Origin of the sequence: Ensifer sp. Root278 (assembly GCF_001429285.1) — a bacterium.
GTDB lineage: Bacteria > Pseudomonadota > Alphaproteobacteria > Rhizobiales > Rhizobiaceae > Ensifer.
Genome location: NZ_LMJJ01000001.1, coordinates 18648 through 41754, shown reverse-complemented (window position 1 = coordinate 41754; position 23107 = coordinate 18648). Strand labels below are relative to the sequence as shown.

Genomic DNA, 23107 nt, shown 5'->3' with positions numbered 1-23107 from the left:
GTCCGGGCCATCGCCCACACGTCGATCGAAAGGCTCGCCTGATGGGTGCCTATATTCTGCGCCGCCTCCTTCTGATGATCCCGACGATCTTCGGGATCATGGCGATCTCGTTCGCCATCGTACAGTTCGCGCCGGGCGGCCCGGTCGAGCAGGTGATTTCAGATCTCACCAATGCTGGCGGCTCCGATCGCCTGAGCGGCAGCAGCGGCGACCTGATGCAGGCCGGCGGCGACGAAGGCGGGCGCTATCGCGGTGCCCAAGGGCTTGATCCCGAATTCATCGCCAAGCTCGAGAAGCAATTCGGCTTCGACAAGCCGCCGCTTGAGCGCTTCGCGACGATGATGTGGAATTACATCCGCTTCGACTTCGGCGAGAGCTTCTTCCGCAACACCTCGGTCATCGATCTCATCAAGGAGAAGATGCCGGTCTCGATCTCGCTCGGCCTCTGGATTCTGCTGTTTTCCTACGCAATCTCCATCCCGCTGGGCATCAAGAAGGCGGTTTCCGACGGCTCGGCCTTCGACGTCTGGACCTCCGGCATCATCGTCATCGGCTATGCCGTGCCGAGCTTCCTGTTCGGCATCCTCTTGATCGTCATCTTCGCCGGCGGGTCGTTCTTCGACTGGTTCCCGCTCCGCGGCATTGTCTCCGACAATTTCTGGCAACTGCCCTGGTGGCAGAAGCCACTCGACTACATCTGGCACATGACCCTGCCGCTGATCACGCTGCTGCTTTCGGCATTTGCGACCACCACGCTGCTCACCAAGAATTCCTTCATCGACGAGATCAAGAAGCAATATGTGACGACGGCGCGGGCGAAGGGTCTCAACGATCGCCAGGTGCTCTACGGCCACGTGTTCCGTAACGCCATGCTGATCATCATCGCCGGCTTCCCGGGCGCCTTCATCTCGGCCTTCTTCACCGGGTCGCTGCTGATCGAGTACATCTTCTCGCTCGATGGCCTCGGTCGCCTCGGTTATGATTCGGTCGTCAAGCGTGACTACCCGATCGTCTTTGCAACGCTCTTCATCTTCTCGCTGATGGGTCTGCTCGTCAGCCTGCTGTCAGACCTCATCTACACCTGGGTCGATCCGCGCATCGACTTCGAGCGGAGGGACGTCTGATGGTGGACGTGACGACCTCCCCGACAAGCCGCGTGGCGGTGCCCCCGCGCGGCTGGCTGTCTCCGGTCAACCAGCGGCGCTGGCAGAATTTTAGGGCGAACCGACGCGGCTACTGGTCGCTCTGGATCTTCCTTGCGCTTTTCGGCCTCAGCCTTGTTGGCGAATTCATCGCCAACGACAGGCCCATTGTCGCCTCCTACAAGGGCGAGCTTCTCTTCCCTGTTGTCATCGATTACCCGGAGGAAAAGTTCGGCGGCTTCCTTGCCGAGACCGACTACCGCTCCGACTTCATCCGCGACGAAATCGAGGCCAATGGCTGGATGATCTGGCCGCCGGTCCGCTATTCCTATCAGACCGTCAATTCCAACATCCCACATTCGGCGCCCACCAAACCCTTCTGGCTGATGGACAAGGAGGAGCGCTGCTCCGCCTACCCGGAGGGGCTCAACGACCGCAACTGTATCGTCGGCAATCTCAACTGGCTCGGCACCGACGACCAGGCCCGCGACGTGTTTGCGCGGATGATCTACGGCTTCCGTCTCTCGGTGCTGTTCGGCCTGACGCTGACCATTGCCTCGGCGGTGATCGGCGTGACCGCGGGCGCTGTCCAGGGCTATTTCGGCGGCTGGACCGATCTCCTGATGCAACGCTTCATCGAGATCTGGTCGTCGATGCCGGTGCTTTACATCCTGTTAATCATTGCAGCGATCCTGCCGCCGGGCTTCTTCATCCTGCTCGGCATCATGCTCTTGTTTTCCTGGGTCGGCTTCGTCGGCGTCGTGCGCGCCGAGTTCCTAAGGGCGCGCAATTTCGAGTATGTGAATGCGGCGCGCGCGCTCGGCGTCGGCAACGGCACGATCATGTATCGCCACCTGCTGCCGAACGCGATGGTCGCAACGCTGACCTTCCTGCCCTTCATCCTCTCCGGCTCGATCACGACGCTGACATCGCTCGACTTCCTCGGTTTCGGCATGCCGCCGGGCTCGCCTTCGCTCGGCGAGATGATCGCGCAGGGCAAATCCAACCTGCAGGCGCCCTGGCTCGGACTGACGGCCTTCTGCGTCATGTCGCTGATGCTATCGCTGCTGATCTTCGTCGGTGAAGCAACGCGCGATGCCTTCGATCCGAGAAAGACATTCCGGTGAGCGCGACGATGACAGATCCCATCCTCTCCGTCCGCGACCTCTCGGTCGCCTTTCACCAGGGCGGCAACACCTCGATCGCCGTCGACCACATCTCCTTCGAGATCAAGCGCGGGGAAACCGTGGCGCTTGTCGGCGAATCCGGGTCCGGCAAGTCGGTTTCGGCCAATTCGATCCTGAAACTTCTGCCCTATCCTTCGGCCAGCCACCCGAGCGGCGAGATCGTCTTCAACGGCAAGGACCTGTTGAAGGCCGGCGATGCGGAGCTGCGCAACGTGCGCGGCAACGACATCACCATGATCTTCCAGGAGCCGATGACCTCGCTCAACCCGCTGCATTCGATCGAGCGGCAGATCGGCGAGATCCTCGAACTGCACCAGGGGCTCGAAGGAGCCGCTGCGCGCACCCGCATTCTCGAGCTTCTCAATCAGGTCGGTATCCGCGAGCCGGAGAAGCGCCTCAGCGCCTATCCGCACGAGCTCTCCGGTGGCCAGCGCCAGCGCGTCATGATCGCCATGGCGCTGGCCAACCGGCCCGAGCTTTTGATCGCCGACGAACCGACAACGGCGCTCGACGTCACGGTGCAGGCGCAGATCCTCGAGCTTCTGAAGACACTCAAGGACGAACACGGCATGTCGATGCTGTTCATCACCCACGACCTCGGCATCGTGCGCAAGATCGCCGACCGGGTCTGCGTGATGACCAAGGGCAAGATCGTCGAGACCGGGCCGACCGCCGAGATCTTCGCCAATCCGCAGCACGCCTATACCCGCCATCTGCTCGCCTCCGAGCCGAAGGGAAACCCACCGCCATCAGACGCGTCGAAGCCGATCGTGATGGAAGCCTCCGACATGAAGGTCTGGTTCCCGATCAAGGCCGGCTTTCTGCGCAAGGTGGTCGACCATGTGAAGGCCGTCGACGGCATCGACCTGAAGCTGCGCGCCGGCCAGACGCTCGGGGTCGTCGGCGAATCCGGTTCCGGCAAGACGACGCTCGGCCTGGCGCTGACGCGGCTCATCTCGTCGAAGGGCCGCATCGCCTTTATCGGCAAGGACATCGACCGCTACAGCTTCAACGAAATGCGGCCGCTTCGAAACCGGATGCAGATCGTTTTCCAGGACCCCTATGGCTCGCTCAGCCCGCGCATGTCGGTGGCCGATATCATCGCCGAAGGCCTGAAGATCCATGAACGTTCGCTTTCGGAGAACGATCGCGACGCCCGCGTCGCCGCCGCTCTCGAAGAGGTCGGCCTCGACCCCTCGACCCGTTGGCGCTATCCGCACGAGTTCTCCGGCGGCCAGCGGCAGCGCATTGCCATTGCGCGTGCCATGGTGCTGAAGCCGCAATTCGTCATGCTCGACGAACCAACCTCGGCGCTCGACATGAGCGTGCAGGCGCAGGTGGTCGATCTCTTGCGCGACCTGCAGAGCAAACACGATCTCGCCTATCTGTTCATCAGCCATGACCTGAAGGTCGTGCGGGCGCTTGCCAACGAGATGATCGTGATGCGCCTGGGCAAGGTGGTGGAACAGGGGCCGGCCGAGCGCATCTTCAATGCGCCGAGCGAAGATTACACGAAGGCGCTGATGGCAGCGGCCTTCAACCTCGAAGCCGTCAATCTCACCGCGATCCGCCAGTAGAGTGCCCGCAATGTCCGCAAAGAGCCCCGTCATCGTCGATCTGAAGTTCATTCCGGAGGAGGTCGAGGCGGCTCTTCGCGGCGCCTTTCCCGATCGCGAGGTGATCAATCGCGCCGACGTCGTGCACCACAACCGCGATCTCTCGGGGATCGACTATGCAGTGGTGTGGAAATCGGCGCCGGATCTCTTCGAGCGGGCGCCGGATCTCAAGGTGGTCTTCTCCGGCGGCGCCGGCGTCGATCACGTGCTGACGCTTCCCGGGCTTCCCGAGGTGCCGCTCGTGCGCTTCGTCGATCAGACGCTGACGACGCGCATGAGCGAGTGGGTCGTCATGCAATGTCTTCTGCATCTGCGCCAGCACCGCGCCTATGAGGCGCTAGCGGCGAAGCGCGAATGGCGCGATCTGACCCAGCCGGAAGCCGCAGACATCACGGTCGGCATCATGGGCATGGGCGTGCTTGGCCAGGACGCCGCCCGCAAGCTCTCCACCATGGGCTTCAAGGTCGTCGGCTGGTCGCGCAGCAAGCGAGACGTCGCAGGCATCGAGACCTTCGGCGGCAGCGAGCTCGACACGTTCCTGGCGCGCACGGATTTCCTCGTCGGTCTGCTGCCGCTGACGCCGGACACGCGCGGCATCTTCAATCTGCGCCTGTTTGCCAAGCTCAGCCGCAACGGCCCGTTCGGTGCGCCTGTTTTCATCAATGCCGGCCGTGGCGGCAGCCAGGTCGAAGCCGATATCGTTCAGGCACTCGACAATGGCGTGCTCGGCGGCGCCTCGCTCGATGTCTTCGAAGAGGAACCGCTTGCCAGCGACAGCCGCTTCTGGACCATGCCGAACGTGTATGTCACACCGCATGTGGCGGCATCCTCCGACGTCAAGGCGTTGTTCCGCCATGTCGAGCAGCAGATCGCCCGCTTCGAAAGCGGTCAATCGCTCGAACACGTGGTCGACAAAGTAGCCGGCTATTGATTTAGCGGAAGCGAGGTGCGGCGGAATCAACCCGCCTGCACGTGGCTTGCTTCAGGGCCGTCGATAGCCGGTCGGCTGGTCGTAGAGCCAGCCAATGCGAGCGATCGCCTCTTCCAATCCTTCATGCGCGACCGACATGGTGTGGCCGTTGGCATGGACCAGCGTGCGTTCGTCTTCCATGATCGCGACATGGCCCTTCCAGAACACGAGATCGCCGCGCCGCAACTCTTCACGAGAGATCGGCATCCCGAGTCGAGCCGCCTGCATGTCGGAATCGCGCTCGACTACACGGCCTGCCATCAACATCGACGTCTGGACGAGGCCTGAGCAATCGATGCCGAAGCCGGAGCGGCCGCCCCACAGATAGGGCGTCTCCAGGAAGCGGGTGGCGACGGCGACGTAGTCGGCGCTGACGGCGTGGCCAACGGGCGCACAATGATTGGCGACGATCGCGCGGCCGCCCTCAAGCAGGAAGTAGCGCGTGCCACGCGTTTCCGCCTCGCCGATGACCGCGACACGGCTTCCCATCGAGAGAGCGAGGGCATGCGGAAACTTGAGGTCGGCACCGTTGTAGACGAATGTGCGCGGCACGGTGACGATATGGGTCGGAACGGTCGTCTGCCGCAGAAGAGCCGTCTCCGGCAGATAGCCGACATAGCCGTCGAGATCGGCTTTGACCCAGGCCCAGCCCTCGGCCGTATCAAGCACCCGCACGCCCTCGCCATAGAGCACCTCGGTGTCCGTGCCGCAGGCGGCGTCCGGGCGGGCACGGAGCGGCGCGACCGGCACGGCGAGCGTCGCCACCTCTCCCTCGACATAACGCTCCGCCTCGACCTGGCCGCGAAGCGCGATTTCGGCGAGATCGCTGCGATAGGCGTTGAGACGACGGTCCGGCAGTTGCGACATGGCTGAGACTCACAAGGTCAATTTGCGACCATGAAGAATGATCAGATCGCCGAGTTTTTCAAGGTAAAGCGCACCTTCGACGGTGCGCTTGATGATCACGTTGCGCCGGTCGATATCGTCACGCACCCGGTCCACGAGACCAAGAGCGCCCATGGTATCGAGCGCGCGGGTGATGACCGGCTTGGTAACGCCAAGCGTCGCCGCCAGTCCGCGCACCGTGTGGGGCGGTGGCACGAGGTAGATGTGCAGAAGGATCGCCAGCTGCCGCAGGGTCAGGTCGCGGCTGTCGACGCGCACCTGGGCGAGCGACACCGTATGCCAAAGCCCGAGGGCCTGGGAGGGCGTAAGCTCGATCGGCAATGGCGGCTCCTGCGCAAGAAACTGATCCGCCACGATAGCGGCGGATCGTTACGCAAGCGTTTCTTTCTTGCCAATCGTTCCGATAGGCTATTTTGCCATCTTCTGGACGTGATGGTAGAGCGCCCGGATCGCCTGCGCCTCGCCGCCAACCGGCGAATGCGGCCGCTCGGACTGTGCCCATCCGAAGATGTCGAAATGCACCCAGCTCTTGGTGTTGGTGACGAAACGCCGGAGGAAGAGCGCTGCAGTGATTGAACCGGCCATACCACCCGCCGGCGCATTGGTGAGATCTGCGATCCGTGCCGAGACATCCTTGTCGTAGCCATTGTAAAGCGGCATGCGCCACATCGGATCGTCGACCTCGAGGCTTGCTTCCGAGAGATCATGGGCAAGGTCGGCGTCGTCGGTAAAGAAGGGCGGTAGATCCGGGCCGAGCGCGACGCGAGCGGCACCGGTGAGCGTCGCCATGTCGACCAAAAGATCAGTCTTCTCCTCGTCGGCATAGGCGAGCGCATCGGCCAAGATCAGCCGGCCCTCGGCATCGGTGTTGTCGATCTGAACTGTCAGCCCCTTGCGGCTGCGATAGATGTCACCGGGGCGGAAGGCATTGGCGGAGATCGAGTTCTCGACAACCGGCACGATGACGCGCAGATCGACCTTGAGTTTGGCGTCCATGATCATCAACGCGAGGCCGAGGACATTGGCGGCACCGCCCATGTCCTTCTTCATCAAGAGCATCGAGGCGGCCGGCTTGATGTCGAGACCGCCGGTGTCGAAGCAGACGCCCTTGCCGACCAGCGTTACCTTCTTGTGGCCCTTCTTGCCCCAGCGCAGCTCAAGCAGGCGCGGAGCTTCGGCGCTGGCGCGTCCAACGGTATGGACCAGAGGGAAATTCTGCGTCAGCAGCGCTTCGCCCGATATCACCGAGACATCGGCCTTGTAGTGGGCGGCAAGCGCGCGGAATGCCGCTTCGAGCGCCTCGGGACCCATGTCGTTGGTTGGCGTGTTGATCAGGTCGCGCGCAAGGAAGACGCCGGCGAGCTGCCGCTTGATATCGGTCGCATCGGCGTCGGCGGGGATCAGCAGTGTCGGCGGCTCGCCCTTGGTGGATTTGTAGCGCTCGAAGCGATAGGAACCGAGGCCATAGCCGAGCGCCAGCCGGTTGGCGGTGAGCGGCGCGGTTTCGATGTGCCACTTGCCTGCCGGCAGTGCTCGCGCAAGCTTGCCGGCCAGAAACGGCGCTTCCGACGGGTTGCTGCCGAGACCGAAGAGCGCACCGCCGAGATGGCCGTCTGAGGACGGGATCAACAGCACCGCGCCGGATTCGGCCGTGAAGCCAGCCTTGCGCGCCCAGTCCAAAGCGATCGGATCGATCGTCCCCGTCTCGATATGCGCCGGCGTGACCGCGAAGATCGGCAGGGTCTTGCCGGCGCTGGTGTTGAACGGCGACGGCCGCTCGATGAACTGATAGGGAGCCATGAAAGTCCTCGGCTGACAGAGATGGAATCGCGCCATTAACGCTCCGTTAGGGTTAACAGATTATTGCTGGAGTGAAAGTTGCGCCGGTGTTGTCTGAAGTTCAGGTGCGCGAATGCATGCTGGGGACACTCATGGCCAAACGCACGACTTCACCGTTGAAAGTCGCTCACTTCTTCCAGGGCGCGGCGATTGCGCTGGTGGCGCTCTCGCTCGCAGGCTGCGCCAATCAGCCGAAGAAGGAGCTGACCACGGGCTCGATTTCGAGAACGTCGACGCCGGTTCAGTCGATGACCGCGACCGAGCTTTCGGCGGCGGCCGAAAGCGTTGGCCAGGCCTATGAAAAGAACCCCAAGGATCGCGAAGCCGGGCTCAACTACGCCAACCTCCTGCGTATGACCGGCCGCAACGAGCAGGCCCTCGCGGTCATGCAGCAGGTCGCGATCAACAATCCGTCGGACCGGGAAGTGCTCGGCGCCTATGGCAAGGCGCAGGCCGCGGCCGGCCAGCTCGATCAGGCGCTGGCGACGATCAGCCGCGCCCAGACCCCGGACCGTCCGGACTGGAAGCTGAAATCGGCCGAGGGCGCAATCCTCGACCAACTCGGACGCCCGCAGGAGGCGCGCACGCGCTACCGCGAAGCGCTCGAACTCAAGCCGAACGAACCGTCGGTGCTCTCCAATCTCGGCATGTCCTATCTTCTGACCAAGGATCTCCGCACCGCCGAAACCTATCTCAAATCGGCGGCGGCCCAGCCCGGTGCTGACAGCAGCGTTCGCCAGAACCTGGCGCTGGCCGTCGGGCTTCAGGGCCGCTTTCAGGAGGCCGAGACCATCGCCCGGCAGGAGCTTTCCAGCGAGCAGGCGGAAGCGAACGTCGCCTATCTGCGCTCGATGCTCTCCCAGCAGGGAGCGTGGAAGCAGTTGGCCAAGGCTGACGAAGCGAAGACCAACTGAGCACCTTGCAGGCGAGGCACGGTCAGGCGGCTCTCCCCTCCTCCGGTGTATTTCACCTCAGAAACGCATGCGTTTAAGCGCGCATCAGTCCGCGCGACGTCGTAAGCCGACACTGTCCTAAGCAGTGGGCGTAACGGACGACGATTTTCAGTTACACTCCGAAATTCGCTGGAGCATCCCGCGTCGAGCGGAATCGCTGGAAGCGAAAAAGATGCTCTGGAATCAAGGTTCCAGAGCGTCGTTCGTGCGTTCGTCTGAACGCAGGGTGGTCTAGAACTTGTCGGCCACCTGAATGCCGGCGGGTCCAAGGATGACGGCAACCAGCACGGGCAGAAAGAAGAGGATCATCGGCACCGTCAGCTTCGGCGGCAGCGCCGCCGCTTTCTTCTCCGCCGCGTTCATGCGCTGATCACGGCTTTCCTGCGCAAGGACGCGCAAGGCCTGGGCGATCGGGGTGCCGTAGCGGTCCGCCTGGATGAGTGCCTGGACCACCGACCTGACCTCTTCGAGGCCGGTGCGAAGACCGAGGTTTTCAAGTGCTGCGCGACGCTCGGGCAGGAAGGAAAGTTCTGCCGTCGTCAGCACGAGTTCTTCCGCCAATGGCTGCGACTGGGCTGCGATTTCGTCGGCGACACGCCGCATGGCAAGTTCCATCGACACACCCGATTCGACACAGATCAAGAGAAGGTCGAGTGCATCCGGCCAGGCGCGACGAATGGAAGCCTGACGCTTGGAGACGGCATTGGCGACGATAATGTTCGGCGCGTAGAAGCCCAGATAGGCGAAACCGATCGCAAAGAAGAGACGTACCATCAGCGGTTTCTCGGCAAAGTTGCCGAGCCCGAAGATGTAGACGAGGGCGACGAGCAGAAACAGGAAGGGCAGGCAGAAACGCGCAAACAGGAAGGTATTGAGGGCATTCTGTGAGCGAAAGCCGGCCATTTTCAAACGGTTGACCGTCTTGTCATCCACGAGCGCCGTGCGCAGATTGAGCCGTTCGACGATCTGGCGAATGGAGGCGTTGTTTTGGCCACGCAGGCTCGCCCTGCCGCCCTGCATATCAGCAAGCCGCGCCCGTTCGCGTGCTCGGATTTGTTCCCGCTCGCTCGCAACCGACTTCATCCGCTTTCCGAGGTCGCCCCGTTCGAAGAACGGCACGATCAGCGAATAAAAAGTCGCGAGCACGGCGAGCGAAACCAGAACGGCCAGGACAACGTTCGGATCGGTCAGTGTCTTGATCAGGCCCGTGCTCATCGATGCCCCCTCAGATATCGAAATTGATCATGTTGCGCATCACCATGATGCCTACGCTCATCCAGAAGAGGCCGAGACCGATAATCAAGTGGCCGCGCGGGTCGGTGAACAGGACCATCATGTATGCGGGTGACGTCAGATAAACCAGCAAAGCAACGATGAACGGCAGGGCACCAATGATGCACGCCGACGCCTTGGCCTCCATCGACATCGCGCTGACCTTCGCCCTCATCTTCCTACGTTCGCGCAGAACCTTCGACAGGTTGCCGAGGGCTTCGGAAAGGTTGCCGCCCGCCTGCGCCTGAATGGCGATCACGATCGCGAAGAAGTTCACCTCCGGCAAGGGAATGCTATTGATCATGCGGGCACAGGCATCAGTGACGCTCAACCCGACCTGCTGTGATTCCACCACGCGGCGAAACTCCGTCTTCACCGGCTCCTGCGCGTCGGCGGCAATGAGGCGGAGCGCGTCATTGAGAGGAAGGCCCGATTTGATCGAGCGGACCATGGTCTCGAGAGCGTTCGGAAACTCCTCCAGGAACTTCTTGCAGCGTCGCTTGATCAGGAAGCCGACAAACCAACGGGGTAGGCCAAGGCCGGCGATCACTGCTATGCCGAGGCCTATAGCGGGCCCGGCTCCCATGATCAGGGCGACGAGAAAGGCGAAGGCGCCGAAAAGCGCGCTGAACAGATAGAAGCGCCCCAAGGAAACTGAGAGGTCCGCCTGGGTCAGTCGCACCTTCATCGAAGGGGAAGACTTGGCCGAGCGCTCCTGTTGCTTCTTCTCGAGTTCCTTCAGCGAATCCTGCACGGACTTGCGCCGCTTCGACAGTTCGCTCACGCGGTCCCGCGCGGCCTTCACCTTGGCGCGGTCCGTTTCAGCCGCGCTGACCTTACGCACGCGGCCTTCCGCCTTCTTTTCGCTTTCGATACGCGAGAACAAAAGGCCGTAGGCGAGCGCCGCCGCCGATATTGCGACAAGGGCGGCCAGCGCCAGAACGGTGATGTCTATGCCGAACATCGCAGCTCCTAGTTCTTGTCCATCGCGTCAAGGGTGGCGGCCAAACGCTTATCCTCGTTGAAGTAGCGGGCGCGATCCCAGAAATGCGGCCGGCCGATTCCGGTCGACGTGTGGCGGCCAATGATACGTCCGCCGGCGTCCTCGCCATCGATCTCGTAGCGCATCAGGTCCTGCGTGATGATCACGTCACCTTCCATGCCGACCACTTCGGTTATGTGGGTAATGCGCCGGGAGCCGTCGCGCAAACGCGATGCCTGGATGATCACATCAACCGATCCGGCAATGATCTCGCGCACGGTTTTGGCTGGCAGGCTGTAGCCACCCAAGGCGATCATCGATTCCATACGGCTCAAGCATTCGCGCGGCGTGTTGGCATGGATCGTTCCCATCGAGCCGTCATGGCCGGTGTTCATCGCCTGAAGCAGGTCGAAAACCTCTGGTCCGCGCACTTCGCCGACGATGATGCGTTCGGGGCGCATGCGCAGGCAGTTCTTGATGAGGTCGCGCATGGTGATCTCACCTTCGCCTTCGATGTTCGGCGGGCGCGTTTCCAGGCGCACGACATGCGGCTGCTGCAGCTGCAGCTCGGCCGTGTCCTCGCAGGTAATGACCCGTTCGTCGGCGTCGATGTAGCGCGTGAGGCAGTTGAGAAGTGTCGTCTTGCCCGAGCCGGTGCCACCGGAGATGACAATGTTGCAGCGGACGCGGCCGATGATCTGCAGAAGGACGGCACCCTCCGCCGTTACCGAACCGAAGCGCACGAGCTGCTCCAGCGTCAGCTTGTCCTTCTTGAACTTGCGGATGGTCAGCGCCGTGCCGTCGATGGCGAGCGGCGGGGCAATGACGTTGACACGGGATCCGTCTGGCAGGCGGGCGTCGCAGATTGGGCTCGATTCATCGACGCGACGGCCGACCTGGCCGACGATGCGCTGGCAGATCGACAGCAGCTGCGCGTTGTCGCGAAACCGGATTTCCGATTCCTGCACCTTGCCGCCGACTTCGATGAAGGTCTGACCGGCGCCATTAACCATGATGTCGGCGATGTCGTCGCGGGCAAGCAGCGGTTCGAGCGGACCATACCCCAGCACGTCGTTGCATATGTCGTCGAGCAGCTCTTCCTGCTCGGAGATCGACATCGCGAAATTCTTGATCGTGATGATGTCGTTGACGATGTCGCGGATTTCCTCGCGCGCGCTCTCGGTGTCGAGCTTGGCGAGCTGCGACAGGTCGATCGTGTCGATCAGCGCCGAAAATACCTGCGACTTCGTATCGTAATAGTCTTCCGTTCGCGCTGTGCGACGTCGGGTCGTCGATGGGGCGGCCGGCTGGATCTTCGGGATCGCGGACGTCGTTTCGCCGAGAACCGGAACCGCGGACCGCTCGGTCGCCATCGGTTGCGCAGCAACCACGGGCGGCGGAACGGCGGGACCCGGGGTGCCGCTTTTGCCGAAGCCTTCGTTTCCGCGTTTGCCAAACATTTGCGTGATCCTATGTCCAGTCTATTTCCTGCCGAGCGCGGCAAGCACCTTTCCAAGTCCGCCGCGCCGAGCCTTCTTCATCGTTACCCGGCCGGTCAAAAGATGCGCGAGCTGTGAGAACGTTTCAGCCGCCGGCGCCTTCTTGTCGATTTCCGCTATCATCCGTCCGCTGTTCGAAGCGTTGCCAAATAGGGCCGCGTCAAAGGGAATGATGGCCGCCGCTTCGGTTTCCAGCGAATCGCAGAACTCGCTCGCCGTAATCTCCGGACGCTTCGGCATCCCGACCTGGTTCAGAACCAAGTGGGGCGGTTTGTCGTTTGGACGCAGCTTCTTCATTGCATCGAGCAGGTTCTTGGTATTGCGCAGGCTGGCGAGATCGGGGATCGCGGTAATCACCACTTCGTCGGCTTCTCCGAGCACGGCGCGGGTCCAGTCCGTCCACAGATGCGGAAGATCGAGTACGGAAACGGGGGCGCTGCGCTGCAGGATCTCCAGGATCGGGTGGAACGCACCGGTCTCAAAATCATAGGCGCGGTCCAGCATGGAGGGGGCGGCCAACAGCGACAGGTGGTCGGAGCATTTGGTCAGCAGCCGGTCAAGGAACACCTCGTCCAGGCGCTCTGGCGCAAACACCGCTTCGGCAATGCCCTGCGGCGGATCCTGGTCGAAATCGATGTTGGCCGTGCCATAGGGAAGGTCGAGATCGGCGAGAATGGTCTCGGTCGAGAAGAGGCTGGAGATGCCCCAGGCGCAATTGTGCGCGATCACCGACGAACCGCAACCGCCCTTTGCACCGATGAAGGCGATGCTTCGGCCCAGGGGCTCGGCATCCGGGTCGACGAAGATCGCCGAAACGGCGGTGAGAATGTCCGGCATAGACACCGGTGCGACCATGTATTCCGAAATGCCGTTGCGGATGAGCTCGCGATAGAGCCCGATATCATTGTGTTTGCCGACGAGAATCACCTTGGTGCTCGGGTCGCAGACCTCTGCAAGCGGCGTAAGCTCGGCCAGTAGCGACCGTGGTTCGGTCGATGTTTCAAGGATGATGAGATTGGGGGTAGACACGGTCGCGAACATGTTTGCGGCCGCGTCGATGCTGCCGCTGTTGATGCGCAAGCTGACCTTGGCCATGCGCCGGTCCCGCCCGCAACGCTCCATCAGCTGCTGCATTGCATTGGTTTCGCAGAATGCGTGGATCGAGATCCGCGGTAGCGGGCGGACTTGCTCCAGATCGCCCGTGCGCACTTGGTCGAAGAAAGGCTCGTCCCCCTCGCCGCCGGTGCCGATCTTATAATCGATCGTGTTCATTTCTTCATCCCGCCGCTATCAGTTGAAGATGACGACCGGGCCGTCGCTCTTGTCGGTTCCACGCCAGTCCTTGATCACCTGGCCACGCTGTTCCGCGTCGATCGGCGACGTCTGGCGCGGGCCGAGCAGGTCTGTCGGATTGGCGATCTGGGCGGCCAGGTTCGATTGCGAGGCGCAACCGAAATTGTAATAGTTCTTGTTTTCCAGTGTGTTGAGGTTCAGATCTTCCGGCCAGGTGCCGCAAGGCGCGGTCTGGGCGGTAATCGCAACGTAGCTCAAGCGGATCGGTGCCGCGTCTCCATAAGGTCCGGCGTCGTAGCTCGTTTCGAGCAGACGTTTGGCGGGAATGCCCGCAGCAACCAGGACGCCGCGGATTTCCCTGCGCATCGCTTGCGCAGCATGGCTGTTGGCCGCGCCGCGCGGCATCATGATCTGCACGACGCCGCTTGCCGAATTGCGATAGTCGGAAGCGAACCCGGCGATAACATCGCGCGTGCCCTGGGTCAGGCGACGGTCGCCCGATGCGATCGGGATGTCGATGGCGCGTTCGCCTTCGGCGAGCACGATCGGATGTCTCGTGCGATAGTCGTCCGGAATCGAGCCAGTAGCGAGATTGTCCTTTGTCCCGCAGCTCGCAAGAAAGATACCAGCGATGGCCAGCATGGCCACGCGGCTCGTGCATCGCATGAAGGCGCTGGATGTGCTCAGGGGCATGGCAGTCGGCCTTTCAGAATTCTGGTGGGAACCGGTTCGAAGCGTCATGACCCGACCTATTTGTAGATGAAGCCGACATTGCCGTGGTAACGCCCTGCCGGAGCGGCCGCCTCCGGCCGCCCGTAGATGCGGTTCACGCGGCCAAGGAAGTAGCTGTCGAGATCATTGGCCGGATTGAAATTGTCGTCAGGCCGGGAGATCGCGCTTCTGGCGACAGGACGGACAAGATAGGGCGTCGCGATGATGACGAGCTCGGTTTCGTTGCGCACGAAATCCTTGCTGCGGAAGAGCGTTCCGAGGATCGGGATCTTCGAAGCACCCGGCAGGCCGGACATCGCCTGGCGAATATTGTCCTGAACCAGGCCGGCGATCACGATCGAGCCGCCGGAAGGCAACTCGACGCTGGTCGAAGCTTCGCGCCTGCGGATGCCGAGAAAGGTATTGCCAGGAATCTTGCTCGTGCCGTTGCCAGTGACGACGGATCCCTCATAGGTGGGCTCAGAGACATTCGTCTCGATCTGCAGGCTGATGCGTCCCGGTCCCAGGACAACAGGCTTGAAGTTCAGGCGGATGCCGTATTCGACGTCGTTGACTTCGCGCGTGACCCTGTTTTCGCCGGTCTGATCGTCGGTCGTGACTTCCTGGGTTCCCGACAGGCGAAACTGACCGCCGACATAGAACTTCGCCTCCTGACCAGAAATCGCCGTCAGGCTTGGCTCGGCCAGTGTCCGCATCACACCCGCCTGCTCCATCGCGTTGATGTAGCTGGAGATCATCGTGCCGCCGACAGACTTGTTGATCACGGCGTTGACACCAACGCCGATCGCATCCCCGAGGTTGGCCGGATTGCGGAAACCGATGCCGCTTTCGCCGTCGCTAACACGGCCGTTGAAACCGAGCTGCTTCAGCACCTGGCGGCTGACTTCGGCCACCGTGACCTTGAGGTTGACCTGGTCATCGCCGTCGATCGTCAGGAGGTTGACGATCTGCGAAACCTGGCGATCTTCAGCGAAGATGTCGGCATCGCCATTGTTGCCCTGGGCGGTGATGTTGCGCGTGGTCGCCTCGCCGCCCTGGAGGAAGGCCTTCGCAAGGTCTACGGCACGGGTGGAATCGAGCGGCGTTCGCACGGTTCCGGTCAAGACGATGTTGTCCGAAATGATCTCGACATTGATGTCGGCGTCCGGAATGAAGCGACGCAGATTGGACTGGAGATTGGCGATATCGCGCTCGACTTCGATGTCGAGGCTGACGATCTCCTCGCCATTGGGGCCGAAGACGAAGATGTTGGTCTGGCCGACGGATTTGCCGAAGAGATAGATACGCCGTGAGGTGCGCGTCACTGCGTCCGCCAGCGACGGGTCCGCCACGAGAATGTCGTGCGCGTCCGCCGGCAGGTCGACGACCACGGCCTTGTTTAAGCCGAGACTGACCTTCTTCTTGACGCCTGGGCCGCTTTCAACGATCCGCACGACGGAGGAAGCAGCGGCGAGTGCGACCGTCGGCGCCGGCAGATACATGCCGGTAAACGCCAGGCAGAATGATAGGCCGGCTGCGACAGACGCCCGAAATGTGTTTCCGCTCCGTTTCACCTTATGCCCCATTCTAGCCTGGTTACTGCTGTGTCTGGCCGAGGGCGCCATCGCTCTTGACGATGGACCCGGATTTGATGACCTGAATGCTCGGCTGACCGTCGCCGCTCAATAGATAGTCTGCGGCGTCGGTGTCGGATTCCTGTGCATCGGCGACGCTTCGGAGCGCCAATGAAATGCGCTCGGCCATCTGCTGCGCCACTGTCATTACTTTCGACTGGTCGGGCGTCAGCTCCAGCGTGGCCGTGGTTCCGACCACGGCCTTGGTGCCGTCTTCCTTCTCCTCGACCTGCTGGTCGATCGCCAGAACACGCACGTTGCTGAGCACGGTTTCGGTCAGGTAGAGTTCGCCATCGCCCTTGCGGACCATGATGACGTCGACACGGTCATTCGGAAGGATGAAGCCGCCGGCACCGGTAGCGACGGTGATTTCCGTCGCGACGGCGCGTTTGCCCGCCGGCAACAGCGACGACATGATGCGGTTGGACGAGTCTGCGACCTTTTCGTGACGGACCGGCTCGCCGTTGAAGATCGGCAAGCGAACGACGGCTCCGGTGAGGTCGTCGATTGCCGACGGTTGACTTTCGTCGGTGATCAGGCCGTCAACCAAACCGTCCTTCGGCCAGGCCATCCACTGGATGGAATCGCCGGCCAGGCGCGATCCGACAGGCAGGCTCTTGCTGGCAACCAGGACGTTGACGGTCGGCGCCCGCTCGATCAGAGGCTCGGCGGCCAACGGCGCAGGTGCGCGCGTCAGTTTCATCGCCAATAGACCAGCCATTGCAGCCGACAGAACGGCCACCGCCAGTATTATGATGCGAACCGGTTTCATGATCGTTTCCGAGCCCCGAAGAATTGCCAGGGTCAGATTGATCAGGAATTGGTGTAATTATAGTTAACGGATTACTTATGAGGAGAGTTAACGAAAGGTGATGCCCCGCGCTTGAGCCTTAAGAAAGGCGCGCAAAGACCGCCTCCATAAGCGGCGAAGCCGGATAGGCAACAAAGCCACCGAGCGCGATTGCCACGCCGTACGGAATTTTCTTGGCCGTCAGCAAGAGCTGCGGAACGGGGATGCCACTCGCCAGTATCGTGTTTTCCTGCCGGCGCAACATCAGGATGGCAAGCGTCAACAAACCTCCAAAAATGGAAACGTAGAGCAGAAAAGCGGTCAACGACGGGGTGAATCCGAACCAGATGGCGCTGGCTGTCAGGAGCTTGGCGTCGCCGCCGCCCATCACGTTTGCAGCAAACAGGCCGAAGCACACGGCAAAGACAACCAAGGCCGCGGCCACATGCTGGCCGATCTCCCCGAGATCGAGTCCCGCCAGCAGCGCCACGACAAAAAAGCTGCCCAGAAGCACTACCGAAACGCGATTGGGAATCGTCATGGTCAGCAGGTCTGAAAAGGCTGCAAACGCCAGGCAAAAGGGAAAAACCACCAAAATAGCAGCCTCAGTCATGGTTCCTGCCTCCAAGATGAGCGCACGCAATCTCCGATTCCCCGTGGGGCTCCAGATAGAAATGGAGCCGCTTTTGCAGCGGCTCCATTTGTTCCTTGCAAGACCGGTTCATTAGATCTTGCCGCTCGTCGCAATACTCGATCCGATTGCATTGAGCGCGGAATCGAGCGTATTGCCAATCGTGGTTGCGCCGGCAATCAGGGCCGCGGAAACGAGCACCGCGATCAGACCATACTCGATGGCGGTCGCACCACTGTCATCCCGCTTCAGGCGACGGAAAATCTTCGCCATGCGAATCTCGCCTCGCTTGAACCGGTCAGACCGATTAGAGCTTACCAGTCGTGCTATCCGTGAGCTTTCCGCCCAGGCCGTCGAACGTGGTGTTGAGCGCGTCGCCCAGGGTGCTTGCGCCAGCAATGAGGGCAACCGAGATGAGGGCGGCGATCAGGCCGTACTCGATAGCGGTCGCGCCGGACTCGTCCTTCATCAGACGGGCAAAAATCTTCTTCATGATGATTCTCCTACTTCGCGTTTGTTGTTCAGCACTTCCGCCAACTGTTGCCGTTGATCGGATGGCCTCAAACTAGTCCTGGCGCATTTCCATCGACTTAAAGAAGGCGGTTACCGACAGGTTAACGACGCATCCCTGATTTTTGGGTAAACGAACAGAAAACGGCGCGGGGCCTATCCGGTCTCGAAATCATGGATTTAACGGTTCATTCACCAAGACGGGTGAGTATGGCGTGAACCCACCTCAAGGACCCGCCATGACCATGCCATTCGCGACCGGCCGAGCCGCCCTGTTTGCTTTCGTGATCGCATCGCTCGCCCCGGTGGTCGCCGCTGGCGCAGAGAACGACATGATGCGCGTCTATATGGATCACGCGCGCGTGCTCAAACTCGATCGCCCGGTCAGCAAGGTCATCATCGGCAATGCCGAAGTGGCAGACGCCACGGTTGCCGACGCCCGAACCATCGTCATCACCGGCCGCAATTTTGGCACGACCAATCTGGTCATCCTCGACCAGGATGGAAACGCCATTGTCGATGAGCGGATTCTGGTGTCGATCGATGAAGGCAACACCGTGCGCGTCTACAAACAGACGTCGCGCACCGTGCTCTCCTGTACGCCAAATTGTGAACGACACGCGGAACGTAAAACCACAGGTAGCACCAACTGAATTTTATGGGTTTCGACCCGCGATTCGTTAAAATGCACATGATTTGCGGGAACGAAATATCAACGGTTGCTCCATAATCTTCCGCCCGTCTGGCGTAACATGATGGGACGGCACAATGAGCAGCGAGCAGGCAATCGAACGTGCGAGCGGGCCTGATATCAGGCGAAAAGGCATTCTGCGCCGCTTCATCCGCAACCGCAAAGGCACGACGAGCATCGAGTTCGCCATCCTCGCGCTGCCCTTCTTCGTGGTGATTTTCGCCTCACTCGAAACCTTTGCCGCCTTCTACGGCGACCAGCTCCTGGCGAACGCAACGGAGACGATGGCGCGCAAGGTCCGTACCGGCCAGATTACCTTCCAGCGGGGGAAGGCCACGGATATGACTCAGGCGCAGTTTCGCCAGGCCTTCTGCAATGAAATCTCAGTCCTGATGAAATGCTCCGCCACCGAAGCAAACCAGCCCTCGCAGTTCTACCTGGATGTCCGGGCGGTCTCGGATCTCAGCACGTTTCCTGTGAACATCCCGCGCAAGGCCGGCTCGACCGATATTGATACGGGCGACTTCAAGTTTGCCCCCGGCGGTCCGGGTACCTTCAACGTGGTGCGTGCCTACTATCGGTGGAGCGTGATCACCGACCTCGTCAGGCCGTTCGTCACCAACTTGCGGCCCGCCGGCGCGAGCATGCCGAAGGACTATCTCATGGTGGCAACCGCCACCTTCCGAAACGAGAGCGAGTGAGGTTTGCCGTGAAGCAGATTGCGAAGCAAAAGATCCTGCGCCTTCGGGCGGTTTCTGCCATGTTTCACGCGCTGCGGCGGGACAAACGCGGCGTCGGAGCCGTTGAATTCGCGATCGTCGCACCCTTGCTGATCATAACCTATCTCGGTGCGTTCGAGCTTTCGGTCGGTTTTACGGTCGCAGGCAAGACGGCCCGCGCCGCAAGCGCCGTCGCCGACATCATCGCACAGCAATCGGAAGTCAACAAAGCCTTCCTCGCCAAGGTGCCGAATATCGCAAAGAGTATTCTCGAACCCTATGGGAACGCGAACTACACACTGAAGATCACCGGTATCGAGGTCTCAAGCACCAATGAGGGGACCGTCATTTGGTCGCACGATCAGGCCGGCGGGGTTCCCTACAGCGTGAATTCGAAGGTCACCCTGCCCGGCCAATTCACGGCCAACAAGTCCTTTGTCATTCGCACGGAGCTGACCGTGCCGCACGAGTTGCTGCTCTACGCTCCGAGCCTTCAGGCCACTGCGAAGACGATAGACCTCTCCAAGACGGCCTACTTCCACTCGCGTCTCGCCCAAACTATAAAATGCACTGATTGCTGATCGGGCACTGATCCGGCGCAATTGCATTGCGCCGTGCGCAGCGCTATCCCTTCGGGATTGTGCGTGGCGCGCGCCTCCGGCGTCGTCGCGTTCTTCCAGAAGCTTTCGGAGCGCGATGCGAGCGCTTCCGCTGTCAGGTGCATCATGGCGCGTGCGTTTCTATTCGTTCTCGATTCCTTCGGCTTAGGCGGCGCGCCGGATGCCGAAGCCTACGGTGACCTGGGCGCCAACACGCTCGGACACATCGCGGAGTTCTGCGCCGCCGGCGCCGCAGATCGGGTTGGTTTGCGAGAAGGGCCGCTCAATCTGCCGAACATGTCCGCCCTTGGCCTTGTTCACGCAGCAAAGCTCGCCAACGGCACGATTCCCAAGGGCATGCCGGTGCCCAATCGGGTCTATGGTGCCTTTGGCGCCGCCAGCGAAGTCTCGCGCGGCAAGGACACGCCCTCCGGGCACTGGGAAATCGGCGGCACGCCGGTCATGTTCGATTGGGGTTACTTTTCGGCTGAAGGCGATGCCTTTCCGCCCGAGCTCGTCGAAACCATCTGCCGCGAAGGCAACATTCCCGGCATCCTCGGCAATTGCCATGCTTCCGGCACCGACATCATCGCCCGCCACGGCGAGGAGCACATGCGCAGCGGCAAGCCGATCTGCTACACCTCTTCGGACTCGGTCTTCCAGATCGCGGCGCATGAGCAGAGCTTCGGGCTCGATCGCCTGCTTGAGCTTTGCCAGACGGTCCGCCGCCTGGTCGACGACTACAATATCGGCCGGGTGATCGCCCGCCCCTTCGTCGGCACCAGCCCGCAGACTTTCACCCGGACCGGCAATCGCCGTGACTATTCCGTGCTGCCGCCGGAGCCGACGATCCTCGACCGGCTGACGGAAGCGGGGCGCACGGTTCACGCGATCGGCAAGATCGGCGACATCTTCGCCCACCAGGGGGTGACGAAGCTGACGAAGGCCGACGGCAATATGGCGCTCTTCGACGCAAGTCTCGCGGCCATCGACGAGGCCGAAGACGGCAGCCTGGTCTTCACCAATTTCGTCGATTTCGACATGCTCTACGGCCATCGCCGCGACGTCGCCGGTTACGCGGCAGCACTCGAAGCCTTCGATGCGCGCCTGCCGGATCTCGACCGCCGCCTGCAGCCCACCGACATCGTCATCCTCACGGCCGATCACGGCTGCGACCCGACTTGGCGCGGCACCGACCATACGCGCGAGCGGGTGCCGGTGCTGATGTTCGGACCGTCGCTGCGCAGCCGCTCGCTCGGCGTCGCCAACACCTTCGCGCATATCGGCGAATCCGTCGCCAAACATCTCGGCATCGCGCCGGGCCATCATGGGAGAAGCCTCATTTGACCGCGCATCTGAAGAAGGCGGAGCTGCATTGCCACATCGAAGGCGCGACGCCGCCTGAGCTGGCTTTAGCTCAGGCCGAGAAGTATGGCATCGACACCAGCGCGATCATCCGTGACAGGGCCTATGTCTGGGAAGACTTCACCAGCTTCGTGAAATGCTACGACGCCATCGCCTCGCTGTTTCGGACCGAGGAAGACTACGCACTGCTCGCCGAAGCCTATCTGACGGAGCTTGCCGAAGCCGGCACAATCTACAGTGAAATCATCGTTTCGCCCGACCACGGCAACACGATCGGCCTGGGCGCGAAGGCTTACCTTGAGGGCCTTGCCGCCGGCATGGAAGCCGCAAGGCAGAAGACCGGGATCGAATCGCGCATGCTGATCACAGGCATTCGCCATCTCGGCCCGGAGTCCGTAATCAAGACCGCAGAATTCGCGGCCAGGCGGGAGCATGCGCTCGTCACCGGCTTCAACCTCGCTGGCGAAGAACGCATGCACAACGTGGCCGATTTTGCCCGCGCCTTCGACATTGTACGGGACGCAGGCCTTGGCCTGACGATCCATGCGGGCGAGCTCTCCGGCGCCTTTAGTGTGCGCGACGCGCTTGACCACGTGCACCCCTCGCGCATTAGCCATGGCGTTCGGGCGATCGAAGACATGGATCTGGTGCGGCGCCTTGCCGATGCCGGAGTCGTGCTCGAAGTCTGCCCCGGCTCCAACATCTCGCTGCAGGTCTTCCCGGACTTCGCCTCGCACCCATTGCGGGCACTTTACGAGGCAGGCGTGCGCGTCACGCTCAATTCCGACGATCCGCCGTTCTTCCATACGTCGCTCGCTCAGGAATACGACATCGCCTCTGCGGTGATGGGCTTCACCGACGAGGAGATCAACCGCATGACCCGCACGGCGATCGAGGCCGCCTTCGTCGACGAACCGACGCGCCAGCGGCTGCTCGCGCGGATCTAGGAACCGCCGCCATCCGTCGGCTGGGGATGACGTTCTCCGGCCGGCCAATACCCTTGCGGCGACGACGCATTCCATGGAAAAAGGGACGGATACAAAAAATCCGGAAAGGTGAGCCATGAACGGCGTTACAGTGATCGATCATCCGCTTGTGCAGCACAAGCTGACCATCATGCGCAAGAAGGAGACCTCGACCGCAGGTTTCCGCCGGCTTCTTCGCGAGATCTCGACGTTGCTCTGCTACGAGGTCACGCGCGATCTCGAACTGACGATGGAGCGGATCGAGACTCCGCTGCAGGTAATGGACTCGCCGGTCCTCGAGGGCAAGAAGCTTGTGTTCGCCTCGATCCTGCGCGCCGGCAACGGGCTGCTCGAAGGCATGCTCGAGCTGGTGCCTTCGGCCCGCGTCTCGCACATCGGCGTCTATCGTGACCATGAGACGCTGGAAGCGGTGGAGTATTACTTCAAGGCGCCGGAAAGCCTGTCCGAACGCCTCATCATCGTCGTCGACCCGATGCTCGCCACCGGCAATTCGTCGATCGCAGCGATCGACAAGCTGAAGGAGCGCGGCGCCAAGAACATCCGCTTCCTCTGCCTGCTGGCCGCTCCCGAGGGCATCCGCAATTTCCAGGGCGCACACCCGGACGTGCCGATCTACACGGCCTCGATCGACAGCCACCTCAACGAACTCGGATACATCATGCCCGGCCTCGGTGACGCGGGCGACCGCATGTACGGCACCAAATGATTTCCTGATCCTTAACCAGGATTGCAAATCCGTGAGAAAGCCGCCGGTATCCGGCGGCTTTTTTATGTCGTCTTAGGCGTCATGCGGTCTACTGCTCCATAGCGAT

The 23107-nt window shown here is 61.7% G+C and carries 24 protein-coding genes; 11 read left to right on the top strand and 13 right to left on the bottom strand.

What is annotated here, in order from left to right; all coding sequences use genetic code 11:
• Positions 1 to 41: 41 nt before the first annotated feature.
• The 4 genes from ASE60_RS00205 to ASE60_RS00190 are packed head-to-tail and all read left to right on the top strand — an operon-like array spanning position 42 to position 4876.
• Positions 42 to 1124 carry a microcin C ABC transporter permease YejB gene (locus ASE60_RS00205; protein WP_057247738.1) on the top strand — a complete coding sequence of 361 codons (1083 nt, stop codon included), beginning with the start codon at positions 42 to 44 and terminating at the stop codon, positions 1122 to 1124.
• A complete protein-coding gene (locus tag ASE60_RS00200; protein WP_057247737.1) occupies positions 1124 to 2269 on the top strand; it encodes an ABC transporter permease in 1146 nt (381 codons plus the stop codon). Before ASE60_RS00205 ends, ASE60_RS00200 begins: the two co-directional genes overlap by 1 nt.
• Before the next feature lie 8 nt (positions 2270 to 2277).
• Positions 2278 to 3906 carry an ABC transporter ATP-binding protein gene (locus ASE60_RS00195; protein ID WP_057248221.1) on the top strand — a complete coding sequence of 543 codons (1629 nt, stop codon included), beginning with the start codon at positions 2278 to 2280 and terminating at the stop codon, positions 3904 to 3906.
• Between the two features lie 10 nt (positions 3907 to 3916).
• Complete coding sequence (locus tag ASE60_RS00190) at positions 3917 to 4876, top strand: glyoxylate/hydroxypyruvate reductase A (protein WP_057247736.1); 960 nt, start codon at positions 3917 to 3919, stop codon at positions 4874 to 4876.
• Positions 4877 to 4927: 51 nt separating this feature from the next.
• Here ASE60_RS00190 and ASE60_RS00185 read toward each other — a convergent pair whose 3' ends face one another.
• The 3 genes from ASE60_RS00185 to ASE60_RS00175 form a co-directional block, all read right to left on the bottom strand.
• Positions 4928 to 5782 (bottom strand): NlpC/P60 family protein, encoded by an 855-nt coding sequence (locus ASE60_RS00185; protein ID WP_057247735.1) that lies wholly within the window; start codon positions 5780 to 5782, stop codon positions 4928 to 4930.
• Positions 5783 to 5791: 9 nt separating this feature from the next.
• Positions 5792 to 6142, bottom strand: a complete 351-nt coding sequence (locus tag ASE60_RS00180; RefSeq protein WP_057248220.1) for a MarR family winged helix-turn-helix transcriptional regulator — start codon at positions 6140 to 6142, stop codon at positions 5792 to 5794.
• A gap of 87 nt (positions 6143 to 6229) precedes the next feature.
• Entirely contained in the window at positions 6230 to 7621 is a 1392-nt protein-coding gene (locus tag ASE60_RS00175; RefSeq protein WP_057247734.1) for a M17 family metallopeptidase, read from the bottom strand.
• 131 nt (positions 7622 to 7752) lie between these two features.
• On the opposite strand from ASE60_RS00175, the gene ASE60_RS00170 reads away from it, so the two are divergent.
• On the top strand, positions 7753 to 8574 hold the full coding sequence (locus ASE60_RS00170; protein ID WP_057247733.1) for a tetratricopeptide repeat protein: 822 nt from the start codon (positions 7753 to 7755) through the stop codon (positions 8572 to 8574).
• Positions 8575 to 8844: 270 nt separating this feature from the next.
• Here the strand turns inward: ASE60_RS00170 and ASE60_RS00165 are convergent, their stop codons facing one another.
• The 10 genes from ASE60_RS00165 to ASE60_RS00120 form a co-directional block, all read right to left on the bottom strand.
• A complete protein-coding gene (locus ASE60_RS00165) occupies positions 8845 to 9828 on the bottom strand; it encodes a type II secretion system F family protein (RefSeq protein WP_057247732.1) in 984 nt (327 codons plus the stop codon).
• A 10-nt stretch (positions 9829 to 9838) separates the two neighbouring features.
• On the bottom strand, positions 9839 to 10849 hold the full coding sequence (locus ASE60_RS00160; protein WP_057247731.1) for a type II secretion system F family protein: 1011 nt from the start codon (positions 10847 to 10849) through the stop codon (positions 9839 to 9841).
• Between the two features lie 8 nt (positions 10850 to 10857).
• A complete protein-coding gene (locus ASE60_RS00155) occupies positions 10858 to 12327 on the bottom strand; it encodes a CpaF family protein (protein ID WP_057247730.1) in 1470 nt (489 codons plus the stop codon).
• 21 nt (positions 12328 to 12348) lie between these two features.
• On the bottom strand, positions 12349 to 13638 hold the full coding sequence (locus ASE60_RS00150; RefSeq protein WP_057247729.1) for a CpaE family protein: 1290 nt from the start codon (positions 13636 to 13638) through the stop codon (positions 12349 to 12351).
• Between the two features lie 18 nt (positions 13639 to 13656).
• A complete protein-coding gene (locus tag ASE60_RS00145; protein ID WP_093235392.1) occupies positions 13657 to 14325 on the bottom strand; it encodes a CpaD family pilus assembly protein in 669 nt (222 codons plus the stop codon).
• A gap of 83 nt (positions 14326 to 14408) precedes the next feature.
• Positions 14409 to 15956, bottom strand: coding sequence for a type II and III secretion system protein family protein (locus ASE60_RS00140; RefSeq protein ID WP_057247727.1), 1548 nt, complete (start codon positions 15954 to 15956; stop codon positions 14409 to 14411).
• A gap of 10 nt (positions 15957 to 15966) precedes the next feature.
• Entirely contained in the window at positions 15967 to 16776 is an 810-nt protein-coding gene (gene cpaB / locus ASE60_RS00135; protein WP_057247726.1) for a Flp pilus assembly protein CpaB, read from the bottom strand.
• Between the two features lie 118 nt (positions 16777 to 16894).
• Positions 16895 to 17407: a prepilin peptidase gene (locus tag ASE60_RS00130; protein WP_057247725.1), complete on the bottom strand. Its 513-nt coding sequence runs from the start codon at positions 17405 to 17407 to the stop codon at positions 16895 to 16897.
• Between the two features lie 111 nt (positions 17408 to 17518).
• Positions 17519 to 17698 carry a Flp family type IVb pilin gene (locus tag ASE60_RS00125; protein WP_057247724.1) on the bottom strand — a complete coding sequence of 60 codons (180 nt, stop codon included), beginning with the start codon at positions 17696 to 17698 and terminating at the stop codon, positions 17519 to 17521.
• A 34-nt stretch (positions 17699 to 17732) separates the two neighbouring features.
• On the bottom strand, positions 17733 to 17918 hold the full coding sequence (locus ASE60_RS00120) for a Flp family type IVb pilin (protein WP_057247723.1): 186 nt from the start codon (positions 17916 to 17918) through the stop codon (positions 17733 to 17735).
• Positions 17919 to 18174: 256 nt separating this feature from the next.
• Here ASE60_RS00120 and ASE60_RS00115 point away from each other — a divergent pair, with 256 nt between their 5' ends.
• From ASE60_RS00115 to upp, 6 genes are all read left to right on the top strand, one after another.
• Entirely contained in the window at positions 18175 to 18588 is a 414-nt protein-coding gene (locus tag ASE60_RS00115; RefSeq protein ID WP_057247722.1) for a pilus assembly protein N-terminal domain-containing protein, read from the top strand.
• A gap of 115 nt (positions 18589 to 18703) precedes the next feature.
• Positions 18704 to 19327, top strand: a complete 624-nt coding sequence (locus ASE60_RS00110; protein WP_057247721.1) for a TadE/TadG family type IV pilus assembly protein — start codon at positions 18704 to 18706, stop codon at positions 19325 to 19327.
• 59 nt (positions 19328 to 19386) lie between these two features.
• On the top strand, positions 19387 to 19926 hold the full coding sequence (locus tag ASE60_RS00105) for a TadE/TadG family type IV pilus assembly protein (protein ID WP_057248219.1): 540 nt from the start codon (positions 19387 to 19389) through the stop codon (positions 19924 to 19926).
• 144 nt (positions 19927 to 20070) lie between these two features.
• A complete protein-coding gene (locus ASE60_RS00100) occupies positions 20071 to 21291 on the top strand; it encodes a phosphopentomutase (RefSeq protein ID WP_057248218.1) in 1221 nt (406 codons plus the stop codon).
• Positions 21288 to 22256, top strand: coding sequence for an adenosine deaminase (locus tag ASE60_RS00095; RefSeq protein WP_057247720.1), 969 nt, complete (start codon positions 21288 to 21290; stop codon positions 22254 to 22256). Before ASE60_RS00100 ends, ASE60_RS00095 begins: the two co-directional genes overlap by 4 nt.
• Before the next feature lie 115 nt (positions 22257 to 22371).
• Entirely contained in the window at positions 22372 to 23001 is a 630-nt protein-coding gene (upp, locus tag ASE60_RS00090; protein WP_057247719.1) for a uracil phosphoribosyltransferase, read from the top strand.
• Positions 23002 to 23107: the final 106 nt, after the last annotated feature.

What these genes read in the sequence shown, in the direction of transcription:
- ASE60_RS00205 (WP_057247738.1), top strand. Translation starts at nt 42, where the DNA reads ATGGGTGCCTATATTCTGCGCCGCCTCCTTCTGATGATCCCGACGATC.
- ASE60_RS00165 (WP_057247732.1), bottom strand. Translation starts at nt 9,828, where the DNA reads ATGAGCACGGGCCTGATCAAGACACTGACCGATCCGAACGTTGTCCTG.
- cpaB (WP_057247726.1), bottom strand. Translation starts at nt 16,776, where the DNA reads ATGAAACCGGTTCGCATCATAATACTGGCGGTGGCCGTTCTGTCGGCT.
- ASE60_RS00115 (WP_057247722.1), top strand. Translation starts at nt 18,175, where the DNA reads ATGACCATGCCATTCGCGACCGGCCGAGCCGCCCTGTTTGCTTTCGTG.
- ASE60_RS00170 (WP_057247733.1), top strand. Translation starts at nt 7,753, where the DNA reads ATGGCCAAACGCACGACTTCACCGTTGAAAGTCGCTCACTTCTTCCAG.
- ASE60_RS00110 (WP_057247721.1), top strand. Translation starts at nt 18,704, where the DNA reads ATGAGCAGCGAGCAGGCAATCGAACGTGCGAGCGGGCCTGATATCAGG.
- ASE60_RS00160 (WP_057247731.1), bottom strand. Translation starts at nt 10,849, where the DNA reads ATGTTCGGCATAGACATCACCGTTCTGGCGCTGGCCGCCCTTGTCGCA.
- ASE60_RS00130 (WP_057247725.1), bottom strand. Translation starts at nt 17,407, where the DNA reads ATGACTGAGGCTGCTATTTTGGTGGTTTTTCCCTTTTGCCTGGCGTTT.
- upp (WP_057247719.1), top strand. Translation starts at nt 22,372, where the DNA reads ATGAACGGCGTTACAGTGATCGATCATCCGCTTGTGCAGCACAAGCTG.
- ASE60_RS00185 (WP_057247735.1), bottom strand. Translation starts at nt 5,782, where the DNA reads ATGTCGCAACTGCCGGACCGTCGTCTCAACGCCTATCGCAGCGATCTC.
- ASE60_RS00150 (WP_057247729.1), bottom strand. Translation starts at nt 13,638, where the DNA reads ATGAACACGATCGATTATAAGATCGGCACCGGCGGCGAGGGGGACGAG.
- ASE60_RS00105 (WP_057248219.1), top strand. Translation starts at nt 19,387, where the DNA reads ATGTTTCACGCGCTGCGGCGGGACAAACGCGGCGTCGGAGCCGTTGAA.
- ASE60_RS00125 (WP_057247724.1), bottom strand. Translation starts at nt 17,698, where the DNA reads ATGGCGAAGATTTTCCGTCGCCTGAAGCGGGATGACAGTGGTGCGACC.
- ASE60_RS00155 (WP_057247730.1), bottom strand. Translation starts at nt 12,327, where the DNA reads ATGTTTGGCAAACGCGGAAACGAAGGCTTCGGCAAAAGCGGCACCCCG.
- ASE60_RS00140 (WP_057247727.1), bottom strand. Translation starts at nt 15,956, where the DNA reads ATGGGGCATAAGGTGAAACGGAGCGGAAACACATTTCGGGCGTCTGTC.
- ASE60_RS00175 (WP_057247734.1), bottom strand. Translation starts at nt 7,621, where the DNA reads ATGGCTCCCTATCAGTTCATCGAGCGGCCGTCGCCGTTCAACACCAGC.
- ASE60_RS00200 (WP_057247737.1), top strand. Translation starts at nt 1,124, where the DNA reads ATGGTGGACGTGACGACCTCCCCGACAAGCCGCGTGGCGGTGCCCCCG.
- ASE60_RS00195 (WP_057248221.1), top strand. Translation starts at nt 2,278, where the DNA reads ATGACAGATCCCATCCTCTCCGTCCGCGACCTCTCGGTCGCCTTTCAC.
- ASE60_RS00190 (WP_057247736.1), top strand. Translation starts at nt 3,917, where the DNA reads ATGTCCGCAAAGAGCCCCGTCATCGTCGATCTGAAGTTCATTCCGGAG.
- ASE60_RS00145 (WP_093235392.1), bottom strand. Translation starts at nt 14,325, where the DNA reads ATGCGATGCACGAGCCGCGTGGCCATGCTGGCCATCGCTGGTATCTTT.
- ASE60_RS00100 (WP_057248218.1), top strand. Translation starts at nt 20,071, where the DNA reads ATGGCGCGTGCGTTTCTATTCGTTCTCGATTCCTTCGGCTTAGGCGGC.
- ASE60_RS00120 (WP_057247723.1), bottom strand. Translation starts at nt 17,918, where the DNA reads ATGAAGAAGATTTTTGCCCGTCTGATGAAGGACGAGTCCGGCGCGACC.